The organism is Streptomyces altiplanensis, from assembly GCF_053591575.1.
Genome location: NZ_JBSFUB010000014.1, coordinates 103,397 through 124,948, shown reverse-complemented (window position 1 = coordinate 124,948; position 21,552 = coordinate 103,397). Strand labels below are relative to the sequence as shown.

Annotated in this window: 17 protein-coding genes and 1 pseudogene; 10 read left to right on the top strand and 8 right to left on the bottom strand. The window is 70.3% G+C overall.

All coding sequences use genetic code 11. From position 1 onward, the window contains the following. Positions 1-90: 90 nt before the first annotated feature. Both ACWD0Y_RS10120 and ACWD0Y_RS10115 read right to left on the bottom strand, forming a co-directional pair. Positions 91-768, bottom strand: coding sequence for a potassium channel family protein (locus ACWD0Y_RS10120; protein ID WP_450259906.1), 678 nt, complete (start codon positions 766-768; stop codon positions 91-93). After that, entirely contained in the window at positions 765-1,436 is a 672-nt protein-coding gene (locus ACWD0Y_RS10115) for a potassium channel family protein (RefSeq protein WP_450259905.1), read from the bottom strand. The genes ACWD0Y_RS10120 and ACWD0Y_RS10115 overlap by 4 nt, the downstream gene beginning before the upstream one ends. Before the next feature lie 251 nt (positions 1,437-1,687). On the opposite strand from ACWD0Y_RS10115, the gene ACWD0Y_RS10110 reads away from it, so the two are divergent. The 5 genes and pseudogenes from ACWD0Y_RS10110 to ACWD0Y_RS10090 all read left to right on the top strand — a co-directional run. Beyond that, positions 1,688-3,739, top strand: coding sequence for an APC family permease (locus ACWD0Y_RS10110; protein WP_450259904.1), 2,052 nt, complete (start codon positions 1,688-1,690; stop codon positions 3,737-3,739). 115 nt (positions 3,740-3,854) lie between these two features. Next, entirely contained in the window at positions 3,855-5,195 is a 1,341-nt protein-coding gene (locus ACWD0Y_RS10105) for a class I SAM-dependent RNA methyltransferase (protein WP_450259903.1), read from the top strand. 300 nt (positions 5,196-5,495) lie between these two features. Further along, positions 5,496-5,690: a ribbon-helix-helix protein, CopG family gene (locus tag ACWD0Y_RS10100; protein WP_142231618.1), complete on the top strand. Its 195-nt coding sequence runs from the start codon at positions 5,496-5,498 to the stop codon at positions 5,688-5,690. After that, complete coding sequence (locus ACWD0Y_RS10095; protein ID WP_450259902.1) at positions 5,687-6,079, top strand: type II toxin-antitoxin system death-on-curing family toxin; 393 nt, start codon at positions 5,687-5,689, stop codon at positions 6,077-6,079. Before ACWD0Y_RS10100 ends, ACWD0Y_RS10095 begins: the two co-directional genes overlap by 4 nt. 258 nt (positions 6,080-6,337) lie before the next feature. Continuing rightward, a pseudogene (locus ACWD0Y_RS10090) lies at positions 6,338-6,838 on the top strand (sensor histidine kinase); the annotation flags it as partial. A gap of 97 nt (positions 6,839-6,935) precedes the next feature. Here ACWD0Y_RS10090 and ACWD0Y_RS10085 read toward each other — a convergent pair. The 3 genes from ACWD0Y_RS10085 to ACWD0Y_RS10075 all read right to left on the bottom strand — a co-directional run bounded on the left by ACWD0Y_RS10085 (position 6,936) and on the right by ACWD0Y_RS10075 (position 11,819). Further along, positions 6,936-8,861, bottom strand: coding sequence for an acyl-CoA synthetase (locus tag ACWD0Y_RS10085; protein ID WP_450259901.1), 1,926 nt, complete (start codon positions 8,859-8,861; stop codon positions 6,936-6,938). A gap of 263 nt (positions 8,862-9,124) precedes the next feature. Continuing rightward, positions 9,125-10,576 carry an amidase gene (locus ACWD0Y_RS10080; RefSeq protein ID WP_450259900.1) on the bottom strand — a complete coding sequence of 484 codons (1,452 nt, stop codon included), beginning with the start codon at positions 10,574-10,576 and terminating at the stop codon, positions 9,125-9,127. A gap of 175 nt (positions 10,577-10,751) precedes the next feature. Continuing rightward, complete coding sequence (locus ACWD0Y_RS10075; RefSeq protein ID WP_450259899.1) at positions 10,752-11,819, bottom strand: Lrp/AsnC family transcriptional regulator; 1,068 nt, start codon at positions 11,817-11,819, stop codon at positions 10,752-10,754. Positions 11,820-11,942: 123 nt separating this feature from the next. Here ACWD0Y_RS10075 and ACWD0Y_RS10070 point away from each other — a divergent pair, with 123 nt between their 5' ends. Genes ACWD0Y_RS10070 through ACWD0Y_RS10050 form a run of 5 tightly spaced genes read left to right on the top strand, consistent with a single transcriptional unit; the run spans position 11,943 to position 18,370 of the window. Beyond that, a complete protein-coding gene (locus ACWD0Y_RS10070; RefSeq protein ID WP_450259898.1) occupies positions 11,943-13,511 on the top strand; it encodes an ABC transporter substrate-binding protein in 1,569 nt (522 codons plus the stop codon). Beyond that, positions 13,511-14,506 (top strand): ABC transporter permease, encoded by a 996-nt coding sequence (locus tag ACWD0Y_RS10065; RefSeq protein ID WP_450259897.1) that lies wholly within the window; start codon positions 13,511-13,513, stop codon positions 14,504-14,506. The genes ACWD0Y_RS10070 and ACWD0Y_RS10065 overlap by 1 nt, the downstream gene beginning before the upstream one ends. Next, the gene (locus tag ACWD0Y_RS10060) at positions 14,506-16,344 is read left to right on the top strand and encodes a dipeptide/oligopeptide/nickel ABC transporter permease/ATP-binding protein (RefSeq protein ID WP_450259896.1); all 1,839 of its coding nucleotides are present in this window, start codon (positions 14,506-14,508) and stop codon (positions 16,342-16,344) included. Before ACWD0Y_RS10065 ends, ACWD0Y_RS10060 begins: the two co-directional genes overlap by 1 nt. Then, positions 16,341-17,132: an ATP-binding cassette domain-containing protein gene (locus tag ACWD0Y_RS10055; protein ID WP_450259895.1), complete on the top strand. Its 792-nt coding sequence runs from the start codon at positions 16,341-16,343 to the stop codon at positions 17,130-17,132. Before ACWD0Y_RS10060 ends, ACWD0Y_RS10055 begins: the two co-directional genes overlap by 4 nt. Beyond that, a complete protein-coding gene (locus ACWD0Y_RS10050; RefSeq protein ID WP_450259894.1) occupies positions 17,129-18,370 on the top strand; it encodes an amidohydrolase in 1,242 nt (413 codons plus the stop codon). Before ACWD0Y_RS10055 ends, ACWD0Y_RS10050 begins: the two co-directional genes overlap by 4 nt. 281 nt (positions 18,371-18,651) lie before the next feature. On the opposite strand, the gene ACWD0Y_RS10045 is transcribed toward ACWD0Y_RS10050, so the two are convergent. From ACWD0Y_RS10045 to ACWD0Y_RS10035, 3 genes are all read right to left on the bottom strand, one after another. Next, positions 18,652-19,482: a pectate lyase gene (locus ACWD0Y_RS10045; RefSeq protein WP_450259893.1), complete on the bottom strand. Its 831-nt coding sequence runs from the start codon at positions 19,480-19,482 to the stop codon at positions 18,652-18,654. 77 nt (positions 19,483-19,559) lie between these two features. After that, on the bottom strand, positions 19,560-20,420 hold the full coding sequence (locus ACWD0Y_RS10040) for a hypothetical protein (RefSeq protein WP_450259892.1): 861 nt from the start codon (positions 20,418-20,420) through the stop codon (positions 19,560-19,562). Next, a complete protein-coding gene (locus tag ACWD0Y_RS10035; protein WP_450259891.1) occupies positions 20,417-20,983 on the bottom strand; it encodes a SigE family RNA polymerase sigma factor in 567 nt (188 codons plus the stop codon). The genes ACWD0Y_RS10040 and ACWD0Y_RS10035 overlap by 4 nt, the downstream gene beginning before the upstream one ends. Positions 20,984-21,552 lie beyond the last annotated feature (569 nt).

Genomic DNA, 21,552 nt, shown 5'->3' with positions numbered 1-21,552 from the left:
AGCGCATGTCGGGTCCCGTGAGGGTCCGGACGAGGTGCGGCACCATCAGCCCGATGAAGACGATCGGCACCACTCACGTACGGACGGCCGTCAGCCCGCCGTGTCCGCCTTGCGGACCGACAGCAGGTCCTCCAGCTGCTCCTCGCGCGCCTGAGCGGCCACGAACAGCAGCTCGTCGCCCGCCTCCAGGGTCTCCTCCTGGCTCGGCGTGAGCACGCGCGTACCGCGGATGATGGTGACCAGCGAGGTGTCCTCCGGCCAGTCCACGTCCCCGACCTGCGTGCCGGCCAGTGCCGACTCGGGCGGCAGCGTCAGTTCGACGAGGTTGGCGTCGCCGTGGCTGAAGCGCAGCAGCCGTACGAGATCGCCGACGCTCACCGCCTCCTCGACCAGCGCCGACATCAGGCGCGGCGTGGAGACCGCGACGTCGACGCCCCAGGCCTCGGTGAACAGCCACTCGTTCTTGGGGTTGTTGACGCGGGCGACGACGCGCGGCACCCCGTACTCGGTCTTCGCGAGCAGCGAGACGACCAGGTTGACCTTGTCGTCACCGGTCGCCGCGATCACCACGTTGCAGCGCTGGAGCGCCGCCTCGTCGAGCGAGGTGATCTCGCAGGCGTCGGCCAGCAGCCACTCGGCGAGCGGCACCCGCTCCACCGAGATGGCGGTCGGCGCCTTGTCGATGAGCAGGATCTCGTGACCGTTCTCCAGCAGCTCGCCCGCGATGGAACGGCCCACCGCGCCGGCACCGGCAATAGCGACCCTCATGCGTGACCGCCCTCCTCGGGACCCTGCGAGCAGGCCGCCTCGACCTTCGCGATCTCTTCCGTACGCATCATCACGTGGACGAGGTCGCCCTCCTGGAGCACGGTCTGGGACGTCGGCAGTACGGCCTCGCCCAGCCGGGTGAGGAACGCGACGCGCACGCCCGTCTCCTCCTGGAGCCGGCTGATCTTGTGCCCGATCCAGGCGGGGGAGGTGTGCACCTCGGCGAGCTGCACACCGCCGCTCGGGTCGCGCCACAGCGGCTCCGCCCCGGAGGGCAGCAGCCGCCGCATCATCTGGTCGGCGGTCCAGCGGACCGTGGCGACGGTGGGGATGCCCAGGCGCTGGTAGACCTCGGCGCGGCGCGGGTCGTAGATACGGGCCGCGACGTTTTCGATCGCGAACATCTCGCGGGCCACCCGGGCCGCGATGATGTTGGAGTTGTCACCGCTGCTCACCGCGGCGAAGGCGCCGGCTTCCTCGATGCCCGCCTCGCGGAGGGTGTCCTGGTCGAAGCCGACCCCGGTGACCCTGCGGCCCCCGAAACCGGACCCCAGGCGGCGGAAGGCCGTGGGGTCCCGGTCGATCACCGCGACCGTGTGCCCCTGTTGCTCCAGGTTCTGCGCGAGAGCCGCTCCCACTCGCCCGCAGCCCATGATGACGACGTGCATCGTCCCGTTACCCCGCACTCCTGGTCGCCCCGCTGACCTGCACAAACACCCTGCTCACATCTTCCTTCTCGGCTCACCGGGGGTGGCACGGGGCAAAGTGCCCGGTACTGCCTCGCCCCTGTCTTCGTCCACCGTAGCGTCAACCCCGAACGTGCCATCGATCACGTCCGGCATGAGCCGCCCGTTCAGGTTCCGTAAAAGTGGGGGTGGTGGTTGGGCGGTGTCCTTTTCGAACGCTTACGATCCTCTGCGTGTCCAAACTGACCGACGTGCCCAAACGGATCCTGATCGGCCGGGCGCTGCGTAGCGACAGGCTGGGAGAAACCCTCCTCCCCAAACGCATCGCACTTCCCGTCTTCGCCTCCGACCCGCTCTCGTCCGTGGCGTACGCACCGGGAGAAGTGCTCCTCGTACTCTCCATCGCGGGCGTGTCGGCGTATCACTTCAGTCCGTGGATCGCCGTCGCGGTCGTGGTGCTGATGTTCACGGTGGTGGCCTCGTACCGCCAGAACGTGCGTGCCTACCCGAGCGGCGGCGGCGACTACGAGGTCGCCAACACCAACCTCGGCCCCAAGTCGGGACTGACCGTCGCCAGTGCCCTGCTCGTCGACTACGTCCTCACCGTCGCCGTGTCGATCTCGTCCGGGGTGGAGAACCTCGGCTCCGCGATCCACTTCGTCGTCGAGCACAAGGTGGCGTGCGCCATCGGCATCATCGTGCTGCTGACGCTCATGAACCTGCGTGGTGTGAAGGAGTCGGGCAAGCTCTTCGCCATCCCCACGTACGTCTTCGTGGCGGGCGTCTTCATCATGATTGCCTGGGGCACCTACCGCTCCGTCGTCATGGGCGACACCATGCACGCCCCGACCTCCGGCTTCGAGATCAAGCCCGAACACGAGGGCCTGGCCGGCTTCGCCCTCGTCTTCCTGCTGCTGCGCGCCTTCTCCTCCGGCTGCGCGGCGCTCACCGGCGTCGAGGCGATCAGCAACGGCGTGCCCGCGTTCCGCAAGCCCAAGAGCAAGAACGCCGCCTCGACGCTCGCCCTGATGGGCGCGCTGGCCGTCACCATGTTCTGCGGGATCATCGGCCTCGCCATGGCCTCCGACGTGAAGATGGCGGAGTTCCCGGCGAAGGACCTCATCCACAACGGCGTCGCCGTCGGCCCCGACTATGTCCAGGACCCGGTGATCTCCCAGGTCGCGGCCGCCGTCTTCGGCGACGGCACGTTCTTCTTCGTACTGCTCGCCGCGGCCACCGCGCTCGTCCTCTTCCTGGCCGCGAACACCGCGTACAACGGCTTCCCGCTGCTCGGCTCGATCCTCGCGCAGGACCGCTACCTGCCGCGCCAGCTGCACACCCGCGGCGACCGCCTCGCCTTCTCCAACGGCATCGTGCTGCTCGCGGGCGCGGCCATCCTGCTCGTCTGGATCTACGAGGCCGACTCGACCCGGCTCATCCAGCTCTACATCGTCGGCGTCTTCGTCTCCTTCACGCTCAGCCAGATCGGCATGGTGCGGCACTGGAACCGCCACCTGAGCACGGAGAAGGACCCGGCCGCGCGCCGCCGCATGGTCCGCTCCCGCGCGATCAACGCCTTCGGAGCGTTCTTCACGGGCCTGGTGCTCGTGGTCGTGCTGGCCACCAAGTTCACGCACGGCGCGTGGGTCGCGCTGCTCGGCATGGTGATCTTCTACGGGACGATGACCGCGATCCGTAAGCACTACGACCGCGTCGCCGAGGAGATCGCCGCCGACGAGGGGCCCTCCGACGACAGTGTCCGCCCGTCCCGCGTCCACTCCATCGTCCTGGTCTCCAAGGTCCACAAGCCGACGCTGCGGGCCCTGGCATTCGCCAAGCTGACGCGCTCGGACAAGCTGGAGGCGCTGAGCATCAGCGTCGACCCGGCCGAGACGAAGACGCTGAAGGAGGAGTGGGAGCGGCGCGGCATCAACGTGCCGCTGAAGATCCTCGACTCGCCCTACCGCGAGATCACGCGGCCGATCATCGAGTACGTGAAGAGCCTGCGGCGCGAGAGCCCGAGGGACGCGATCAGCGTCTACATCCCGGAGTACGTGGTCGGGCACTGGTACGAGCACCTGCTGCACAACCAGAGCGCGCTGCGGCTCAAGGGCCGGCTGCTGTTCACGCCGGGTGTGATGGTGACCTCGGTGCCGTACCAGCTGCGGTCCTCCGAGCTCGCGAAGGAGCGGGCGAAGAAGCGCCAGGAGTGGAACCCGCCGGGCGCGGTGCGGCGGGGCCCGGTGGACGACCGCCGCTCGAAGGAGCCCAGCGGCAAGCGCTGACGCCGCTCCTGGCTTCGCTTCCTGGCTTCGCTGTGGTGAACGGCCGGACGACTCCCACGTAGACTGGTGGGCTGTTGTCCGGCCGTACCCCTTTGATCTCTGGAGTCACCCCGTCATGCAGTCAGAATCCAAGGAAACGGCCGACCAGTCCCTGGTCGGAACCGAGTACGAGGTCGAGGTCGGTCCCGTGGCCCACGGCGGCCACTGCATCGCCCGCACCGACGAGGGCCGGGTGCTGTTCGTACGGCACGCGCTGCCCGGCGAGAAGGTCCGCGCCCGCGTGACGGACGGCGGGGAGACCTCCCGCTACCTGCGCGCCGACGCGGTCGAGGTCATAGAGGCGTCCAAGGACCGCGTCGAGGCCCCCTGCCCGTACGCCGGACCCGGCAAGTGCGGCGGCTGCGACTGGCAGCACGCCAAGCCGGGCGCGCAGCGGCGGCTCAAGGGCGAGGTCGTCGCCGAGCAGCTCATGCGGCTCGCGGGCCTCACCCCGGAGGAGGCGGGCTGGGACGGCACCGTCATGCCGGCGGAGGGCGACAAGCTGCCCCAGGGCGAGGTGCCCGCGTGGCGCACGCGCGTGCAGTACGCCGTGGACGCCGAGGGCCGCGCCGGGCTGCGCAAGCACCGCTCGCACGAGGTCCAGCCCATCGACCACTGCCTGATCGCCGCACCGGGTGTCAGCGAACTCGGCATCGAGAAGCAGGACTGGCCCCAGATGGCGTCGGTCGAGGCGATCGCCGCCACCGGCTCGAACGACCGTCAGGTGGTCCTCACCCCGCGGCCGGGAGGCCGCCTCCCCCTCGTCGAGCTGGACAAGCCGGTCTCGGTCCTGCGCGTGGAGGAGAAGGACGGCGGAGTGCACCGGGTGCACGGCCGCGCCTTCGTGCGCGAGCGGGCGGACGGCCGTACGTACCGCGTCGGCATGGGTGGCTTCTGGCAGGTCCACCCGCAGGCCGCGGACACCCTGATGCGCGCCGTCATGCAGGGCCTGCTGCCGCGCAAGGGCGACTCGGCCCTCGACCTCTACTGCGGGGTCGGCCTCTTCGCGGGCGCGATCGCCGACCGGGTGGGCGACCAGGGCGCGGTGCTCGGCATCGAGACGAGCAAGCGCGCGGTGGAGGACGCCCGCCACAACCTCCAGGGCTTCGAGCGGGTCCGCATCGAGCAGGGCAAGGTCGAACAGGTCCTGCCGCGCACCGGCATCACGGACGTCGACCTGATCGTCCTGGACCCGCCCCGCGCGGGAGCCGGCAAGCAGACGGTCAAGCACCTGGCCACCCTGGGCGCCCGCCGCATCGCGTACGTGGCCTGCGACCCGGCGGCGCTGGCCCGGGACCTGGCGTACTTCCGCGAGGCGGGCTACAAGCCGCGCACGCTGCGCGCGTTCGACCTGTTCCCGATGACCCACCACGTGGAGTGCGTGGCGATTTTGGAGCCTGCGGTAAAGGGCTCCTGACCTGTGGTTTTGTTGTTCGGGTGGGTTGCTCGACCTGTTTCCCTCCGTGTAGCGGTTCGAGCGGACGAATCAATCTTTGAGAGCCCTCTGACCTGCGGATTCGTGAGTGAGGCATTTGCATCGGTGACGCCTTCAGAGGCTCTTTCAGAGATTCTTGACGCTCGGACGACGCTCGAAGCGGGCGTCTCTGCCGCAGCTCCGCAGTGGCGGTGCGAGCGCGACCATCTCGGCCCGCATTCCTCGGAGCTGAGAACGTGGCCCGACCACGCCGCTTTGATACCGAACTGGTATCATCCCTGTATGGCGATGACACTCCGGCTCCCCGACGACCTGGACGCGAAGCTCACCGAGCGGGCTCGTCGTGAGGGCCGCAGCAAGCAGGAACTTGCCATTGAGGCCATCCGTGACGCTCAGAACCGGGCCGAGCTGAAGGTCGAGGACGTCTTGGCCGAGCTCATGGACAGCGATGCGGAGATCCTGGATTACCTGAAGTGATCGACGTGCGCTACATCCAGATCGACGAGATCCTGGCCATCGCCCGCACGGTCAACGGCACCGAGTACAGCGTGCGTGACATGGGCCTTCTGGTGTCGGCGATCGAGCGACCCCGGACGAACGTGTTCGGGGCCGAGTTGTATCCCACGCTGCACGAGAAGGCCGCGGCACTTCTGCACTCCGTCGCCCGCAATCACGCGCTGATCGACGGCAACAAGCGCACCGCTTGGCTCGCCATGCGTGTCTTCCTGCGGTTCAACGGCGTCAGCGCCAGTACCGTCCCGCCCCCCGTCTCCGTTGCCGGCCCGTTCGTCGAGGAAATTGCGCAGGACAACATCGATGTACCGGTCATCGCCAAGCGCCTCTCGACCTGGTTCCCCATTTCCTGACGTTCGACGTCGTGCGGTGGGGGACGGAATGAGTTTCCGCAAGCGGTGCTGGCTCCACGCATTCCGCCGGGCAGACTGATCCCGTTCTCTTGGGATCCGTTCGTTCAGTGAACCTTTTCCAACCTGACCGCGATGCCGAGCTGTTGAGGGTCAACGGGTTGTACGTAACGACGAAGCTCCTGGTAGACGGGTTCTCAGCCAAGATCACCTGTGTCCGCCAGGAGCTTCTCGTGCTTGTCTATCCGTCGTCGATCGACGGATCCCGATGCCCGCGATGCCGCCCGCACCATCCGTTCCCTGAGCGTGAACACCTTCGACGGACTCCGCCACATGGTCACCCTGCTTCGCGCCTCCGGCGGCAAGGAAACCGAACCCGCCCCCCCAGCCCACCCTCGCCGATCTCCAGCAACTGATCGCCAACAGCGGCATCAAGACGACCCTGACCGGCGAGCTTCCGACCGACATCAGCACAACCGCCCAGCGCACCGTCTACCGCACGATCCAAGAAGCCCTCACCGATGTGCGCAAGCACGCCCCCGGAGCCCGCGCCGGGGTACGCCTGTGGCACGACGCACACCACTTCGGCATCACCGTCACCAACACAGCAGCCACCCGCCCGGCCGTCACCCTGCCCAGCTCCCGCCAGGGCCTGATCGGCCTGCGAGAACGCGCCGAACTGCTCCACGGCACCTTCACCTCGTACCCACCCCGCAGGGCGGGTACGAGGTCGAACCAGGAGCCCCCGCCGGGCCCGACTGAAACCGACCGCACGAGCGCCCGCCGCCGTGCCCTCGACGGTCGGGAATTCGGCCGGAGTCTGTTCACGGCGGGATGCTGCGGTGACGGCAGGCCGGTCTTACGCACTGCCGGGACGGGTGAATGCCCAGCTCACGTTGTACGGGGCGAGTTGGGCGGTGATCCGGCGGCGCCGGCCGGGGTCGGTGACGGGAGGCAGGAAAACCATCGGGCGGCCGTCTGCGAGTTCACATCGGATCTGTTCGCCGGCGACAGTGATGCCGAGGGCGGCCAGGGCTGTGGAGATCGCGCGCCGCGTGGAGTCGAGACGCAGAGGGACCTTGGAAGGCTTGCCGATGTCTGTCAGAGGCAGGGCCGACAGAACGATGACGTCCTTGGGGGCCGCGGCTCGCTCGGGTACGTGCTGCGCGGCGAAGGCGATCAGCTCGTCGGGTCCGGTGCCGGTCGTGCCGGGCCTGAGGGTGACGTAGGCGACGGGGACCTCGCCGGAGTGAGGGTCGGGGCGTCCGACGGCGCTTGCGCCGGTGACGGCCGGGTGGGCGAGGAGGACGTCCTCGATGACGGCGGGGTCTATGTTGTGGCCGCCGCGGATGATCAGGTCCTTCGCGCGGCCGAGCAGGTGGATGAATCCGTCGGGATCCACGCGCGCGAGGTCGCCGGTGTTGAGCCAGCCGTCGCGCACACTGCCGAGGGTGTCCAGGCGCGGCCCGGTGTCGTCGTGACCGACGACGTAGCCGGGGAAGACGGTGGGGCCGCTGATGGCGAGAATGCCGGGTTCCCCCTGCGGGAGATCGTGCCAGTGGCCGTCGCTGTCGATCCGTACCGTCTTCACCTGCTGGTAGGGCATGCGCTGGCCCGCGGCCTCCGGGCGCTGGTGTTCGTACAGGAAGCTCCGAGCGCTGCCGCAGGTGGCCTCGGTGAGTCCGTACCCCTGGCAGAGGGAGACGCCGGTGTGGTGCTCGAACGCCGCACGTACCGCCGGCGGCAGAGGGGACGCGCCGACGATCGCGAAGCGCAGCGAGGTGATGTCCGCATCGAGCGGCACCTGGGCGAGGCGGGCGTAGACGGTCGGGACGGCGGACAGGGTGGCGATCCGGAAATGTTCGACGATCTTCCAGATGACCGCGAACAGCGCCGGTTCGCGGTAGCCGAGGGGGCCGGTCCACACAGTGTGCTGACCACGCAACAGCGGTGCCAGCAGGGTGACGACCAGGGCGTTGACGTGGAACAGCGGCAGCCCGGCGAAGAGTACGGAATCGGAGTCCAACACGCTGTTGGCCGCGATCATCCAGGCGCCGGCCACCTCGTTGGCGTGGGTGTGCGCGGCCAGCTTGGGGGCGCCGGTGGTGCCGCCGGTGTGGAAGAACGCGGCCAGGTCACCGGCTTTCGGAGGCGCCACGCCAGGACGGAGCTCTGCCGGCTGGGTGGCGGCCGCGACGTGCAGATAGGCGACGTGGACCCCCTCGACCCGTTCCAGTTCGGGCGCGGGATCGGGCGCGCCGACGGGACGCAGGGCGAACAGTGCCGGACAGCGGAGCGATGCAGCCACGGTGCGGGCCGTCCGCCATGCGTCGGCGTCGAGTTCGGGTCCGGCCGCGACCAAGATCTTTGCCCCGCTCAGACTCAGCAGCCGTTCGGCGTGCTGGGCGGCGAGTGCCGGGTTGACCGGTGCCGCGCAGCCCGCGAGCTGGGCGGCCAGGAGGGTGGCGGGCAGCATGCCGGTGTTGGGGGTCAGCAGGCCCACGGCGGTGGTACGGCGGACGCCGTGTCGGTGGAAGAGGTTGGCGATGCGGTGTACCTGGTCGCGGAGTTGCTCGAAGGACACGGACTCGCTGCGCGTCCACTGCTCCGCGCTGGGCAGCACGGTGGGAGCCGGCCGGTCGGGCCACAGCGCGGCGGCGCGTGCCAGAACGTCGTACGTGGAACCGGGCAGGGCACGGTCCTCGAGTGCGATGGACTCGATCGTCGTCAGGGCGCCCGGCTGGTCGTACACCGGCCAGAGCGGATCGGATTGAGGGGCGTTCACAGGAGCTGCCTTTCGACGGTGGGCGGGTGAGTGTGAGGCCGTTGCACTGGTCGCTGACCGAGCATCACCGCGGGCGGGGCGTCCGAACCGCTCGCCTGGTAGCGGTCGTCGGTCGTCGGCTGTTCTTCGGTGTCGGCCGCCGGGGAAGGTCAGCAGGGGGTTCGGAGGAACGCGGTGCTCGGGCGCCGGCCGTGATGTCCGTCGACCGAGCTGCCTCGACGACGAGAACGGCCGGTGCAGTCCACCTTGCGTCCCCATCGCGGTCACGACAGGCGGACTTCGATCTGTGCGTACGACCAGGGTCGGAGCGCCTCCAGGGCCTTGCCGACGCGGAAGACGGCGGGGTCGTCGTAGGGGTGGCCGACGATCTGGAGACCGGTGGGGATTCCCCAGCTCGACATGCCGGAAGGGACGTTGAGGACGGGGCAGCGGTTGTTGATGTTGAAAGGCATGGTCATGGCGCTCCACAGGGTGTCGGCCACTTCCTCGCCGTGCACCACGATCTTGTCGCCGACGAGGTCATCGCCCGCGTGCCAGCCGGGGATGGCGGTGGTGGGGCAGATCAGTGCGTCGAATCCGGCCATGGCAGTGGCGAGCCCTCGTTGCAACCGGTGTTCGGCGCGGAGGGAATCGAGGTAGCTCACCCGGGTGCGGGCGTGGGCCATGGTGTCGGCGAAGGCGACCGCATACGGGCTGAGCAGCTCGCGATGGGATTCGGCGGCCTCGACGACGAGGGCGCCGAAGATGGTCGAGAAGTGGCCGGCGGCCGCGGTCAGCAGGTCGAGGCGGGTCCAGGGGAGGGTGACCTCCTCCACGTGTGCGCCGGCGTCGGCGAGGGTCTGGGCGGCGGCGCGGGTGTGGGCCTCGACCTCCGGATGGACGTCGTACTCGCCGAGCCGCACACACAGGGCGATACGCGTCCCGGCCACGTCCTCGTACGAGGTGGGCAGGGTCAGCTTGGGGCGGATCGAGGTGTGGTCGCGGATGTCGGGGCCGGCCAGGGCGTTCTGGAAGGCGATGACGTCGTCCACGGTACGGGCCATGGGGCCGTCGCCGCGGTAGTGGTCGGCCGTGAGCGCGCCGAGGCCGGGGTTGCGCCCGTAGGGAGCCTTGAAGCCGACGGTTCCGGTGAAGGCGGCCGGGATACGGGTGGAGCCGCCGATGTCGGACGCCGAGGCGAGCAGGGCCGTGCCGGCGGCGAGGGAGGCGCCCGCGCCGCCGGAGGAGCCACCGGGGGTGAAGTCGAGGTTCCAGGGGTTGCGGGTGATGCCCCACATACGGGAGTGGGTGAAAGTGGTGAGGGAGAACTCAGGGGTCGCGGTGCGGGCGTGAATGATGCCGCCCGCGTCGAGGATGCGATCGATCACGGGAGCGTTCTCGGCGGCGATGCGGCCCTCGTGGGCGAGAGAGCCTTCGGACAGAGTGCGGCCCTGGATGGCGTGTTTCTCCTTGGCGGCCACCGGGATCCCCTCCAGCGGGCGGGGGGCCGGACCGTTCTTGCCGAGGTAGCGGTCCTCGGCGTGCCGCGCCTGCTCCAGCGCCTCGTCGAAGAGCCGCTCGGTGAAGGCGTTGATCCGTGGCTCGACCTTCTCCGCCCGCTCGACGACGGCCCGCATGAGCTCGACGGGCGACAGCTCACGGCGGGCGAAGAGCCGGAGAGCCTCGGTGACGCTGAGGTGGACGAGGTCGTCGCCGGCGGGCGTGGCAGTGGACATGGGCGTCCTTCCCGTGCGGAGGCTGAGGCCGGCCGGTTGGCAGTCCGGCGGTGGTGTCAGCCTCGGGGACCGTCCCCGTCGGACCTGCCGATTGCATGGATTCGCCAGGACCGGGGGCCGTGTGCCGGAAAGCGCAACGTGCTCAGGAAGGAGCGATTCGAGCGGGGGGAGTCTCTCAGGCGATCGGGTGCCATGGGTCGACCGGAACACAACCGGTGCTGCGGCCGTCGTCACCGAGCAGGCGACCCATGCGCTTGATCCAGCGCAGGTTCACGGCCCGGTTGAGCACGCGCACGGAGGTGATCCTGGCGGCGGCCTGGACCTCGTAACGAGCGAGGTCGTCCAAGGCGTGCAGCCACACGACACTCAGCAGGTTCGCCTCGGCGGACACCGACGCAGCCATACGAGTGCTCCGCAGGCGACTCAACTCATCGCCCGCAGCCATGAGTTGGGCGGGTGGCACGGACATCCAGAGCGTCGCCGAGCTGCGCCAGCCCGCATACAGGTGGGCGGCGTCGCAACGCAGCACCGCTCTGCCGCCGTGGAGGAGTGAGTGCAGCAGCCGTCGCACCGTTGACTCCGGGCGGCCCAGTTCGGCGGCGATCGAGGTGACGGAGCGGCGGCCGTCCTCGGCGAGGGCGAGCAGCAGGACGCGGTCCCCGGGTGTGAGTGTGGCCGCGGCGGCGGTAGGGACGCCGCCGTCCTCGGCCTCCGTCAGGTCGCGCCTCTGGTCACGGGAGAGGGAGTCCATGCGCCACTCGCTTCCGTCCCGGTGCACGTGCTGCACCAGGTGGGTGCGAGTCGCGGTCACCGCCTCGATACGGCCGAGGGCGAGAACGTACCCGCTCATCAACGACATGGTCGCCGCGGCCACTGTCAGGAGCAGGTCGCACGATCCCGCCACCAGTTCCACACTCATGGCCTGCGGGTGCCGGGCAAGCTGCTCGGCCAGAGCTCCCCGCGCCTGCGGCAGGCACGACACCTCGATCAGGGCGAGGGCGCCGTAAGTGACCTGGGAGGGAGCGGCGTAGCAGGTGACCCATGCCTCGCCGGAGTCCCGCAGCCGCGCCCAGCGCCGGGAGAGGGTTGCCGCGTCCACGCCGAGCGGGCGGGCCAGCTGCGCCCAGGGGGCGCGGGGCGCCATCTGCAAGGCGTTGACGAGTGCGAGATCGAGTTCATCGAGTGTTCCCCGGGACGGGGTGTCTTTCGCCTTCGGGCCGACGGGCCCTGCGGATTCATGCATGCGATCACCTTCCCGGTGCGGATTCTTGCAATTGCGGGGCCGGGCGGGAAGTGGCCTGTTCTGTATGCCGCAACACACCGCAGCACCGCCCCGCTCTCAGTCCTCAGCCCTGGAGAGTTCTCCATGCCCCGTTCGCGGTTCCTCTCCGGCGCCGTCATGGCCGCCGCCACGTCCCTCCTGGCCTCCGCCTGTACCACCGGCCCGGCCGGCGGCCCTTCCTCGGGCGGCGACAGGAGCGGGGGCACCGTCAAGATCGGTGTCACCTCCGACGTCACCTCGTTCGACCCGGCGAAGGGCGCGGGCGCGACCGACTATGTCATCACGTCGCTGCTGTACCAGCCGCTGATCGGCCAGGACGACGGAGGCACCTTCGTCCCCGGTCTCGCCGAAACCTGGACGTCCACGCCGAGGAAGACAGCTCTGATCCTGAAGAAGGGCCTGACCTGCTCCGACGGATCAGTGCTCACCGCCTCGCAGGTCGTCGCCTCCCTGAAGCGCTACCGGGCGACCTCGGCCAATGCCCTGCTCACCTTCGGCGCCGCGAACGCCGGAGAGAAGACCACGATCACCGGCGACGACGCGGCCGGCACCGTCACCATCACCACCGCCGCCCCGTGGGGCGAGGTCCTCGCCGGTCTGTCCGGCACCAGCGCCGGGATCATCTGCAGGAACGGCCTCGACGCGGGCGCCGCCGCGCTCGCCCGGGGCGCCGTCAAGGGCGCGGCCACCGGTCCGTACGAGATGGTGACGGCGCGGCGCGGGGCCTCGTACGAACTGCGCCTGCGCAAGGGCTTCGAGGCGTATCCGCGGTTCGCCTCGGTCCCCGCGGGGAAACCGGCCGACCGCCTGCGGATCCAGATCTCGAAGAACGAGTCGACCCTCGCCAACCAGCTGCAGACCGGCGCACTCGACCTGGCCCCCATCACCGGCACGGACGCCACGCGCTTTACGCGCAACGACACCTTCACGGTCAGGTCCGCACCGATCATCCGCAACTACATCGGATTCAACCAGCGCTCCGGGCGCCCGGGCGCCGACCCGAAGGTCCGCAAGGCGATCGCGCAGGCGGTCAGCGCGGACGCGTTCAACAACGTCTTCGGCGGCGCCGGACAAACCCTGACCTCGTACGTGGACGGGAAGGCGGCCTGCGTCTCCACCGACGGCTCCCTGCTGACCAGGACGGACAAGGCCGCGGCGCAGCAGGTCCTGAAGGGTGTCTCGATCAAGCTGGAGGGGTCCAACGCGGTTGCCGGCGGCGCGGGCAACTCCTACGTCGCCGAAGCCCTGCGCGCTGTCGGCGCCGAGGTGAAGCTGACCAACGCCGACAACGCCACCTGGGCCACCGACGTCACCGCCAACCAGGGCGACTGGGACGCCACCGTCTTCCCGCTGATCACCGGCGCCCTCGCGCGCGGCGGCACCTACTTCCTGGGTCCTGAACCGGCCAAGGGCGGTCTCAACTACGGCGCGGTGCAGAACGCGGCGTACGCGAAGAACTACGTCGCCGCCACCTCCACCACCGACCGCAACGCCAAGTGCGCCGCCTGGCAGAAGGCCCAGGAGGCGCTGCTCAAGGCCAACGACGTGATCCCGCTGGCCACGGTCGACGTGCGTTACATCGCCCGCAAGGGCGTTTCCTTCGCGACGCCGGGCGGGTCCCTGACCCTCTCCACCCTCCGGATCACCGGCTGATGGCGGCGACACCGGCCGACCGGACGACCACGGGGACCGGGCGCCCGGCGCCGCTCGGCCCCTGGGGCACCTACCTGGTCCGGCGCCTTGCCGGGCTCGCCGCCGTCGCGGTCACGCTCGTCGCCGGTACGTTCCTGATGGTGCAGCTCATACCCGGCGACCCGGCCCGCGTGGTCGCCGGTGCCGACGCGACACCCTCCGACGTGGAGAGGGTCCGCCACGAACTCGGCCTGGACCAGCCGCTGCTCACACAGTTCGGCACCTACACCGGCAAGCTGCTCCGCGGTGACATGGGCAATTCCTTCCAGACGCAGGAGCCCGTCGCCGACATCATCGGCGGCCGCCTGCCGTTCACCGCCGAGATCGCGCTGCTCTCCGTCCTCATCGTGCTGGCGCTCGCCGTGCCGATCGGACTCGCCGCCGCGGCACGCGGCAGCCGCCGCACCGACAGTGCGTTCACCTTCGTCACCGGCACCGTCGGCGCCACCCCCGAGTACATCATCGGCACCCTCCTCGTCCTCGGCTTCGCCATCAAGCTGGGCTGGTTCCCGGCGGCCGGCGCCGAGACCCTCGCGTCGATGGTGCTGCCGGTCGCCGCCCTGGTGCTGCCGGCCACCTGCGTCATGGCCCGCATCGTGCGCAGCGAGGCCGCACACGTCCTCGCCCAGGACTACATGCGTACCGCGCGGGGCCGCCGACTGCCTCCCCTGCGCCTGTACGCCCGGCACGCCCTGCCCAATCTGCTGACCGCCACGCTCACCCTCGGCGGACTGATCCTCGCCGGGCTGCTCGGCGGCACGGTCGTCGTCGAATCGGTCTTCGCCTGGCCCGGCATCGGCCAACGCGTCGTGGAGGCGCTCCTCGTCCGCGACTACCCCGTCATCCAGGGCTGCGTCCTGATCCTGGGGCTGCTCGCCGCCCTGCTCAACCTGCTCGTCGACGTCGTACTCGCCCTGCTCGACCCCCGCACCCTGGCCGGAAAGGGAGGCCACTGATGCGACGCATACGGTGGAACGCACCCCTGGTCGCAGCCCTCGCCGGCCTCGGACTGATCATCCTTCTCGGCATTGCTGCGCCCCTTCTCTGGCAGGAGGAGGCGACCGGACTGAGCGGCGCCGCCCGCGCGCAGACGAGTGCCGAACACTGGCTCGGCACCGACGCCCTCGGCCGCGACGTGCTGGCCCGGACACTGGTCGCCACCCGCCTCACCCTGATGATGACCCTTGCCGCGACCGCGATCGCCGCGCTCACCGGCATCCTGCTCGGCACCGGCGTCTGGGTGTCGGGCAGGCGCGTCCGCGAGCTGGGCCTGCGCCTGATCGACGTGATGATCTCCTACCCGGCGCTGATCCTGGCGCTGGTGATCGCCACGGCCCTCGGGACCGGGCCCACCGCCTCCGTCCTCGCGATCGGCCTGGGCGGTGCTCCCGCCTTCGCCCGGCTCACGGCGAACATGGCGGCCTCCGTGGCGCAGCGCGACTTCGTGGCGCAGGCGCGCCTGATGGGCGTACCGCCGTACCGCGTGCTCGTCCGGCACCTCCTGCCGAACATCTCAGGACCGCTGCTGGTGCTGCTGTCGGTGGCCTTCGCGAACGTGCTCGTCGCGCTGTCCGGTCTGTCCTTCCTGGGGGTCGGCGTGCAGGCACCGGACTACGACTGGGGCGCGCTGCTCAACTCCGGCCTGGAGTCCCTCTACACCAACCCCGCCGAGGCGATCGGCCCGGCGCTGGCCATCACCGTCACCGGAGTCCTCGCGGGCTTCGTCGGCGACGGCCTCGCCGCCGCGCTCGATCCCCGCGGAGGGCGGACCAAGGCCGCAGCGACACCCCTCGACACCGTAACCGTGTCCTCGCACCGGGCCCCCGACGACGCCCTGGTGACGGTGGACGGTCTGGCCGTCGTCCTGCCGGACGGCACCCGCCTCGTCGACGACGTCTCCCTCCACGTGATGCCCGGCGAAATCGTCGGCCTGGTGGGGGAGTCGGGCTCCGGCAAGTCGCTCACGGCGATGAGCGTGGCCCGGCTGCTGCCAGGGGGGATGTCCGCCCATGCCGCCGAACTGACTCTGGACGACCTCGACCTGGCCGCCCCCGAAGCCGACCCCAAGCGTCTGGCGACCGAGATCGGCATCGTCTTCCAGGACCCGTCGTCCTCCTTCAACCCCGCGCTGCGGATGAGCGGTCAGCTCACCGAAACACTCCGCGTGCACCAGGGCGTGCGCCGGGCGGAGGCGGACCGGCGGGCCGTCGAGGCCCTGGAGCAGGTACGGATCAAGGATCCCGCCCGGGTCATGAAGCAGTATCCGCACGAGCTGTCCGGCGGCATGCGGCAACGCGCGATGATCGCCGCCGCTCTCCTGCCCGGTCCGCGGCTGATCGTCGCCGACGAACCGACCACGGCCCTCGACGTGACCGTCCAGGCCGAAGTCCTCGATGTTCTGAAGGACATCAACCACCGGCGTGGCACGAGCGTGCTCTTCATCTCCCACGACATCGGCGTCGTCGGCACGGTATGCCACCGGGTCATGGTGATGTACGCGGGACGAGTCGTCGAGGAGCTGTCCGCGGCCGATCTGCGGGCGGGCCGCGCCCGGCATCCGTACACGCGGGCCCTGCTGGCCGCGAGCCCGCGGCTGCAGGACACCGGCACCGGGGAACGCGCACCGCTCGCCACGATCCCGGGCCGTCCGCCGGCGCCCGCCGCCCGGCCGCCCGGCTGCGCCTTTGCCGACAGGTGCCCCGTGGTGCTCGACACGGTCTGTGCGACCGAACGACCGGGTCTGATCGACGATGTGGCCTGCCATGCCGTACACCAGGAGGTACAGGCCGAATGACCCCGTCCCCTCACAAGCTGGTCGTCGAGGAACTGACCGTCGCCTTCGGCCACGGCAGGCGTGCGAGAACTGTGCTGCACGGCGTGTCCACCGGGGTCCGGGTCGGGCAGACGCTCGGCCTGGTCGGCGAGTCCGGCTCCGGAAAGTCGACGATCGCCAAGGCGATCGTCGGCATCCACCCGGCCCGGGCGGGCCGCATCCTCCTCGACGGAGTGGATCTCACCGGTCTCAAGCGGAGGGAGCTCGTTGCGGTGCGCCGTCGTGTGCAGCTCGTCTCCCAGGACCCGTACGCCTCGCTCAATCCGCGCATGACGGTCGGTGAGGCCATCGCCGAGGCCGTCGACCCCGTGCGGGCCGATGCCAGGAAGCACGCTGCGACGGTCGAGCGGTGGCTGGGGACCGTCGCGCTGGACGGCTCCGCGGCCGGCAGGTACCCGCACGAGTTCTCCGGCGGTCAGCGCCAGCGCATCGCAGTGGCCCGCGCTCTCGCCGTGGAACCCGAAGTGCTGATCGCCGACGAGATCACCTCGGCGCTGGACGCCTCCGTACAGGCCGAGGTACTCAACCTCCTCGAGGAGCTGCGGCGTTCCCTGTCCCTGACGATGATCTTCATCTCCCACGATCTGGCCGTCGTCCGCCATGTCAGCGACGAGGTCGCTGTTCTGTGCCAGGGCGAGCTGGTGGAGCAGGGACCGGTGCGAGACGTGTACCAAGCCCCGCAACATCCCTATACACGCCGTCTCCTGGCGAGCGTTCCGACATTCGAAGAGAAGGAGGAAGCGGCATGAAGGAACCGGCTGCCGTCGCCCGCCTCACACAAGAGATCACCGCCGGCTTGAAGCCCGCCGGCCTGGAGGACTTCTACCAGGACCTCCACCGTCATCCGGAGCTCGCCTTCCAGGAGCACCGCACCGCCGCGAAGCTCGCCTCGCGGCTGCGCGCGGCCGGCTACGTCGTGACAGAAGGTGTCGGCCGCACCGGGGTGGTCGGTGTTCTCGCCAATGGCGACGGCCCGACCGTGTGGCTGCGCGGAGACATGGACGCACTGCCGGTCCAGGAGGCCACCGGTCTGGAGTACGCCTCCACCGTCGACGGCGTGATGCATGCCTGCGGCCATGATCTGCACGTCACGTGGCTCGCCGGAGCCGCCGACACGCTGGCCGCGGCCCGCGGCGCATGGTCGGGCACGCTCGTCGTCGTCGGGCAGCCCGCCGAGGAGTCCGGTGGCGGGGCGGCGGCCATGGTCGCCGACGGGCTGCACACCCGCTTCCCCCTCCCCGACGTCGTGCTCGGCCAGCACGTCACGCCCGGCCTCGCCGGGTTCTACCCGCACACCCCGGGCCTCACCATGTCGGCCTCCGACGACATCGACGTCGTGGTTCACGGCGTCGGCGGTCACGGCTCTCGCCCCGAATCGACGACCGACCCGGTGGTGACGGCCGCCTACATCGTCACGCGCCTGCAGACCGTGGTGTCCCGCGAGGTCGCGGCGGCACACTCGGTGGTCCTGACGGTGGGACAGTTCCATGCCGGTACGAAGCACAACATCATCCCCGCCGAGGCCCGGCTCTCCCTGAACCTGCGCACTCAGGACGCGAAGGTGCGGGACCGCGTCCTCGGAGCCGTCCGCCGCATCGTCGCGGGCGAGTGCCGGACCGCCGGCTGCCCGACCCCGCCGGAGGTCACGGTCCGGCCCGGATACCCGAACACCGTCAACGACGTCGTCCTCGACGACGAGATCGCCACCGTGCACCGCGAACTGTTCGGATCAGCCACGGTGTTCGACTTCGGCCCGGCGATGGGCAGCGAGGACTTCTCTCTCCTCGCGCCCGACGGCGTGCCCTACGACTACTGGTACGTGACGTCGACCCCGCCCATGGTGTGGGAGGCGGCCCCCGGGACGGACCTGGCCGAGAAGTTCGGCAATGTACCGGGAAACCACAGCCCCGTGTTCGCCCCCGACCCGTCGGTGCTCGCCCCCGGTGTCTTGACTCTGGTGTCGGCGGCGCTGAGCCGACTGGCGTGAGCCGACCTGGCCACGCCGGCGTCTCGGTGTCAGGTACTGGGCGTACTGACGGGGCGGCCTTCCGCGCACAGGCGATGACCGGCCGCTTGCGCGTCATCCGCGTTCCAGGCGAGCGCTACGCGTCTGCACATGACGCACGCAACCCACCACGCAAGTGACCAAACTGGTGCTGTACGGCGCCCTGGCCTGCGAATGGTGACGGTCCGGGCGACGGCGCCGCCGCGCGGTGGCGACGGCGCCGACGTACGTCAGCCAGCAGTGGTACGGCTCAGGCGTACGGCTCAGTTGTACGTGATGTCCGACGCCGAGAAGCGGCACGCGGTGCCGTCGGGGCCGCTGCCCAGCTGGGTCGGCTCCTTGCCGGTGTTGTTGCCCTTGAAGCGCACGCAGGTCTTGATCTTCTTCTTCGCGTCACCGTGGACCCGGATCTTCGAGAGCGTCGCGGTGTCGCCGTAGTTCTGGTTGACGCCGACGATCGACTTGCCCGGCGCGGTCACGTCGATGTCGCTCAGCACGATCGTGCGCTTGTGCTGCGTCTTGCAGTTGCCGCACGAGCGGACGAGCTTGCCGAAGCCCTCGACCTGGAAGCCGGTCACGGTGAGCTTGCCGGCCCCGTTGAACTGGAGGACCTTGTCGTCGGCCTTCTTCGCCCCGCCGCCGATGACCTTGTACGTCGCGGAAGCCGACTTGCCCTTGAAGGTGGCGGCGTCCTCGCCGACGTCCAGCCACCACACGTTCTGCAGCGTGCAGCTGCCCTTGCAGTGGACGCCGTCGGCGGCGGGCGTGCCGATGACGACGTTCTTCAGGACGGCGCCGTCGGCCAGCTCGAAGAGGGGGGACTGGCCCTCGTCCTGGCCGCTGCCGCCCAGGGCGCCGGTGCCGTAGAACTTCTTCATCCCGCCGTCGTACTCACCGGAGACCGGGATGGTCTTCGGCACCGGCTTGCTGCCGGTGTCCGAGGGCCAGGACGCGGCGGCCCCGGCGGGGGACAGCATGGTCGTGGTGACGATCGCCGCACCGGTCAGCCCGAGGGCGGCGGCTCCGCTGATCACCGCCCGGCGCATGGTGACCCGGCGACGGTGGCGGACGCGCTGTTCAGCTCGTGCAGTCATGCCCATTCCTTGCGTGAGGGAAGATCTTGCGCCTTCCGGTCGCCGCGGGCGGGGAAAAGGTTGCCGCGTTCTTGGAATCAGTTGTCGTGCCGGGCGAAGCCGCCCGACACGGCGAGCTGTTCGCTCCGGGTCCGGGCGGTGGCCGCGTAGCGGTCCTCCCGGGCGTCCCGGCCGCCGCGGGCGTGGTTGTACTGCCCGGCGAACACCCACTGGCCGGCCGGGACCGTACGGCCCTGCCTGAGCACCCAGGTGTGGACGAGGTAGCCGTCCTTCTCGGCGATCGTCAGTGTGAAGTCGGCCTCGGGCAGCGACCGCCAGGCGCCGGTGGAGGCGACCTCGCCGGTCTGGGCGATCCGCAACTCGACGGTCAGCGCAGTCAGTTCCTCGCGCGTCTTGAGGGTGACGTTGCTCTGCGCCCAGAAGTCGTTGCTGTGCGGGTCCACGGAGCCGTCCGACCACAGCGGCCCGTCCTGCTCACCGGCGGCGGGCGTGCCGGCATCGGGCGTGCGCGACGGGGAGGCGCTCGGCTGGCGGGGCTCGCGGGAGGTGCTCGGCGTGGGGTCCGCGGGCGCCGGATCCACGGGCGTCGGGTCCACCGGCGAGGGCACCCGGCGCGTCGCGTCCGTCGACGGGGCGGGCGTGGAGGTGGGGGCGGGGGTCGGCGGGACCGCGACCGTCTGCTGCGGAGACTCGTCGTCCACCACGGAGGCCACGCCGTAGCCGCCGGCGGCGAGGATCCCCGAGACCGCCGCGGTGACGCCCACCGCGCGCACCCAGCCGAACCGGGGAGGACGGGCCGCACGGGAGCGGGGCAGGTCCTCCTGCGCCATGCCGCGTTCGAGCCGTGCCAGGATCCGCGCGCGGTCGGGCCGGTGCGCCCCGGCCGCCTCGTGCAGCCGGGCGCGCAGCTCGTCGTGCACGTCCCGCCGCATGGTCATCGGTCCCTTCCTCCGGCAGTCCCGGTACGCGCCATCGCCGCGTGCACCTTACGCGGAGCGTCCTGCGTGCCGAGCAGCCGCTGCAGCTCGGCCATCCCCTTCGACGTCTGGCTCTTCACCGTACCGACCGACACGCCCAGGGCCAGCGCGGTGTCCTTCTCGGACAGGTCGAACGCATGGCGCAGCACGACACACGCCCGCTTCCGGAACGGCAGCCTGCGCAGCGCCCCTTGTACGTCGACCACCCCGGCCACGTCCGGATTCTCGGCCTTCTCCTCCCGCTGCGCCCAGAACAGCGCGATACGCCGCCGCTCGCGCACCGCGCTGCGTATCCGCGTCCGGGCCAGATTGGCGACCACGCCCCGGGCGTACGCCACCGGGTGCTCGCTCGCCCGCACCCGGTCCCAGCGGTGCCACAGCGCGAGCAGCGCATCCGCGGCCAGGTCGTCGGCGGCATCCGCCTCGCCGGTCAACAGATGGGCGAACCGGGCCAGTTCGGCGTAGTGCCGCTCGAAGAAGGCATGGAACTCCACGGAGGCGGCGTCGTCGACGACTGTGCCCACGGGCGATGTCTCCTCGCAGTGACCTCGGGGCCCCGGAACCGGGCGCCTGTGCGTGTCATGTGTGCGACATATGAATGTCCGGACGAGATCCGGAAGAGTAGCAGTGAGCAACCGCTTGGTCTGCATCACCTGTTGCCCAACGGCGCTCCCGGCCCCGGTCGGCGCGCAGCGGTCCCGGCACGGACGGGCAGGGAGCGCCCCGCAGCCGTCACGGACGATCGGCTGAATCGATGTGCGGTCGGACCGGCACGGTGGCCATGGACGGCATCTTGGACACGCGTGCAAAGACAGAGGCCAGCTGCCTTCAGTGGCTGATCGCTGACCTGTTTCTCTGGCTGCCGGGGTGGCGGGACGTGAACCCACGGTCTCTTCGTCCCGAACGAGGTCCGGTTGCTGATCCGGCCTGCGGGGATGCTGTTCGGGCAGGTCAGAGGTTTGGTGTCGGTTGGTCTCGGCCCGAGTTGCGCCCGGCTCGGGGTGAAGGGAGAGGTGCGGCCCTTCCCACCCCCTTCGAGGGCGTGGCGCAGGCCGGGCGACGGCCGTTGTCCGTCATGGCCCACGGGCGGGGT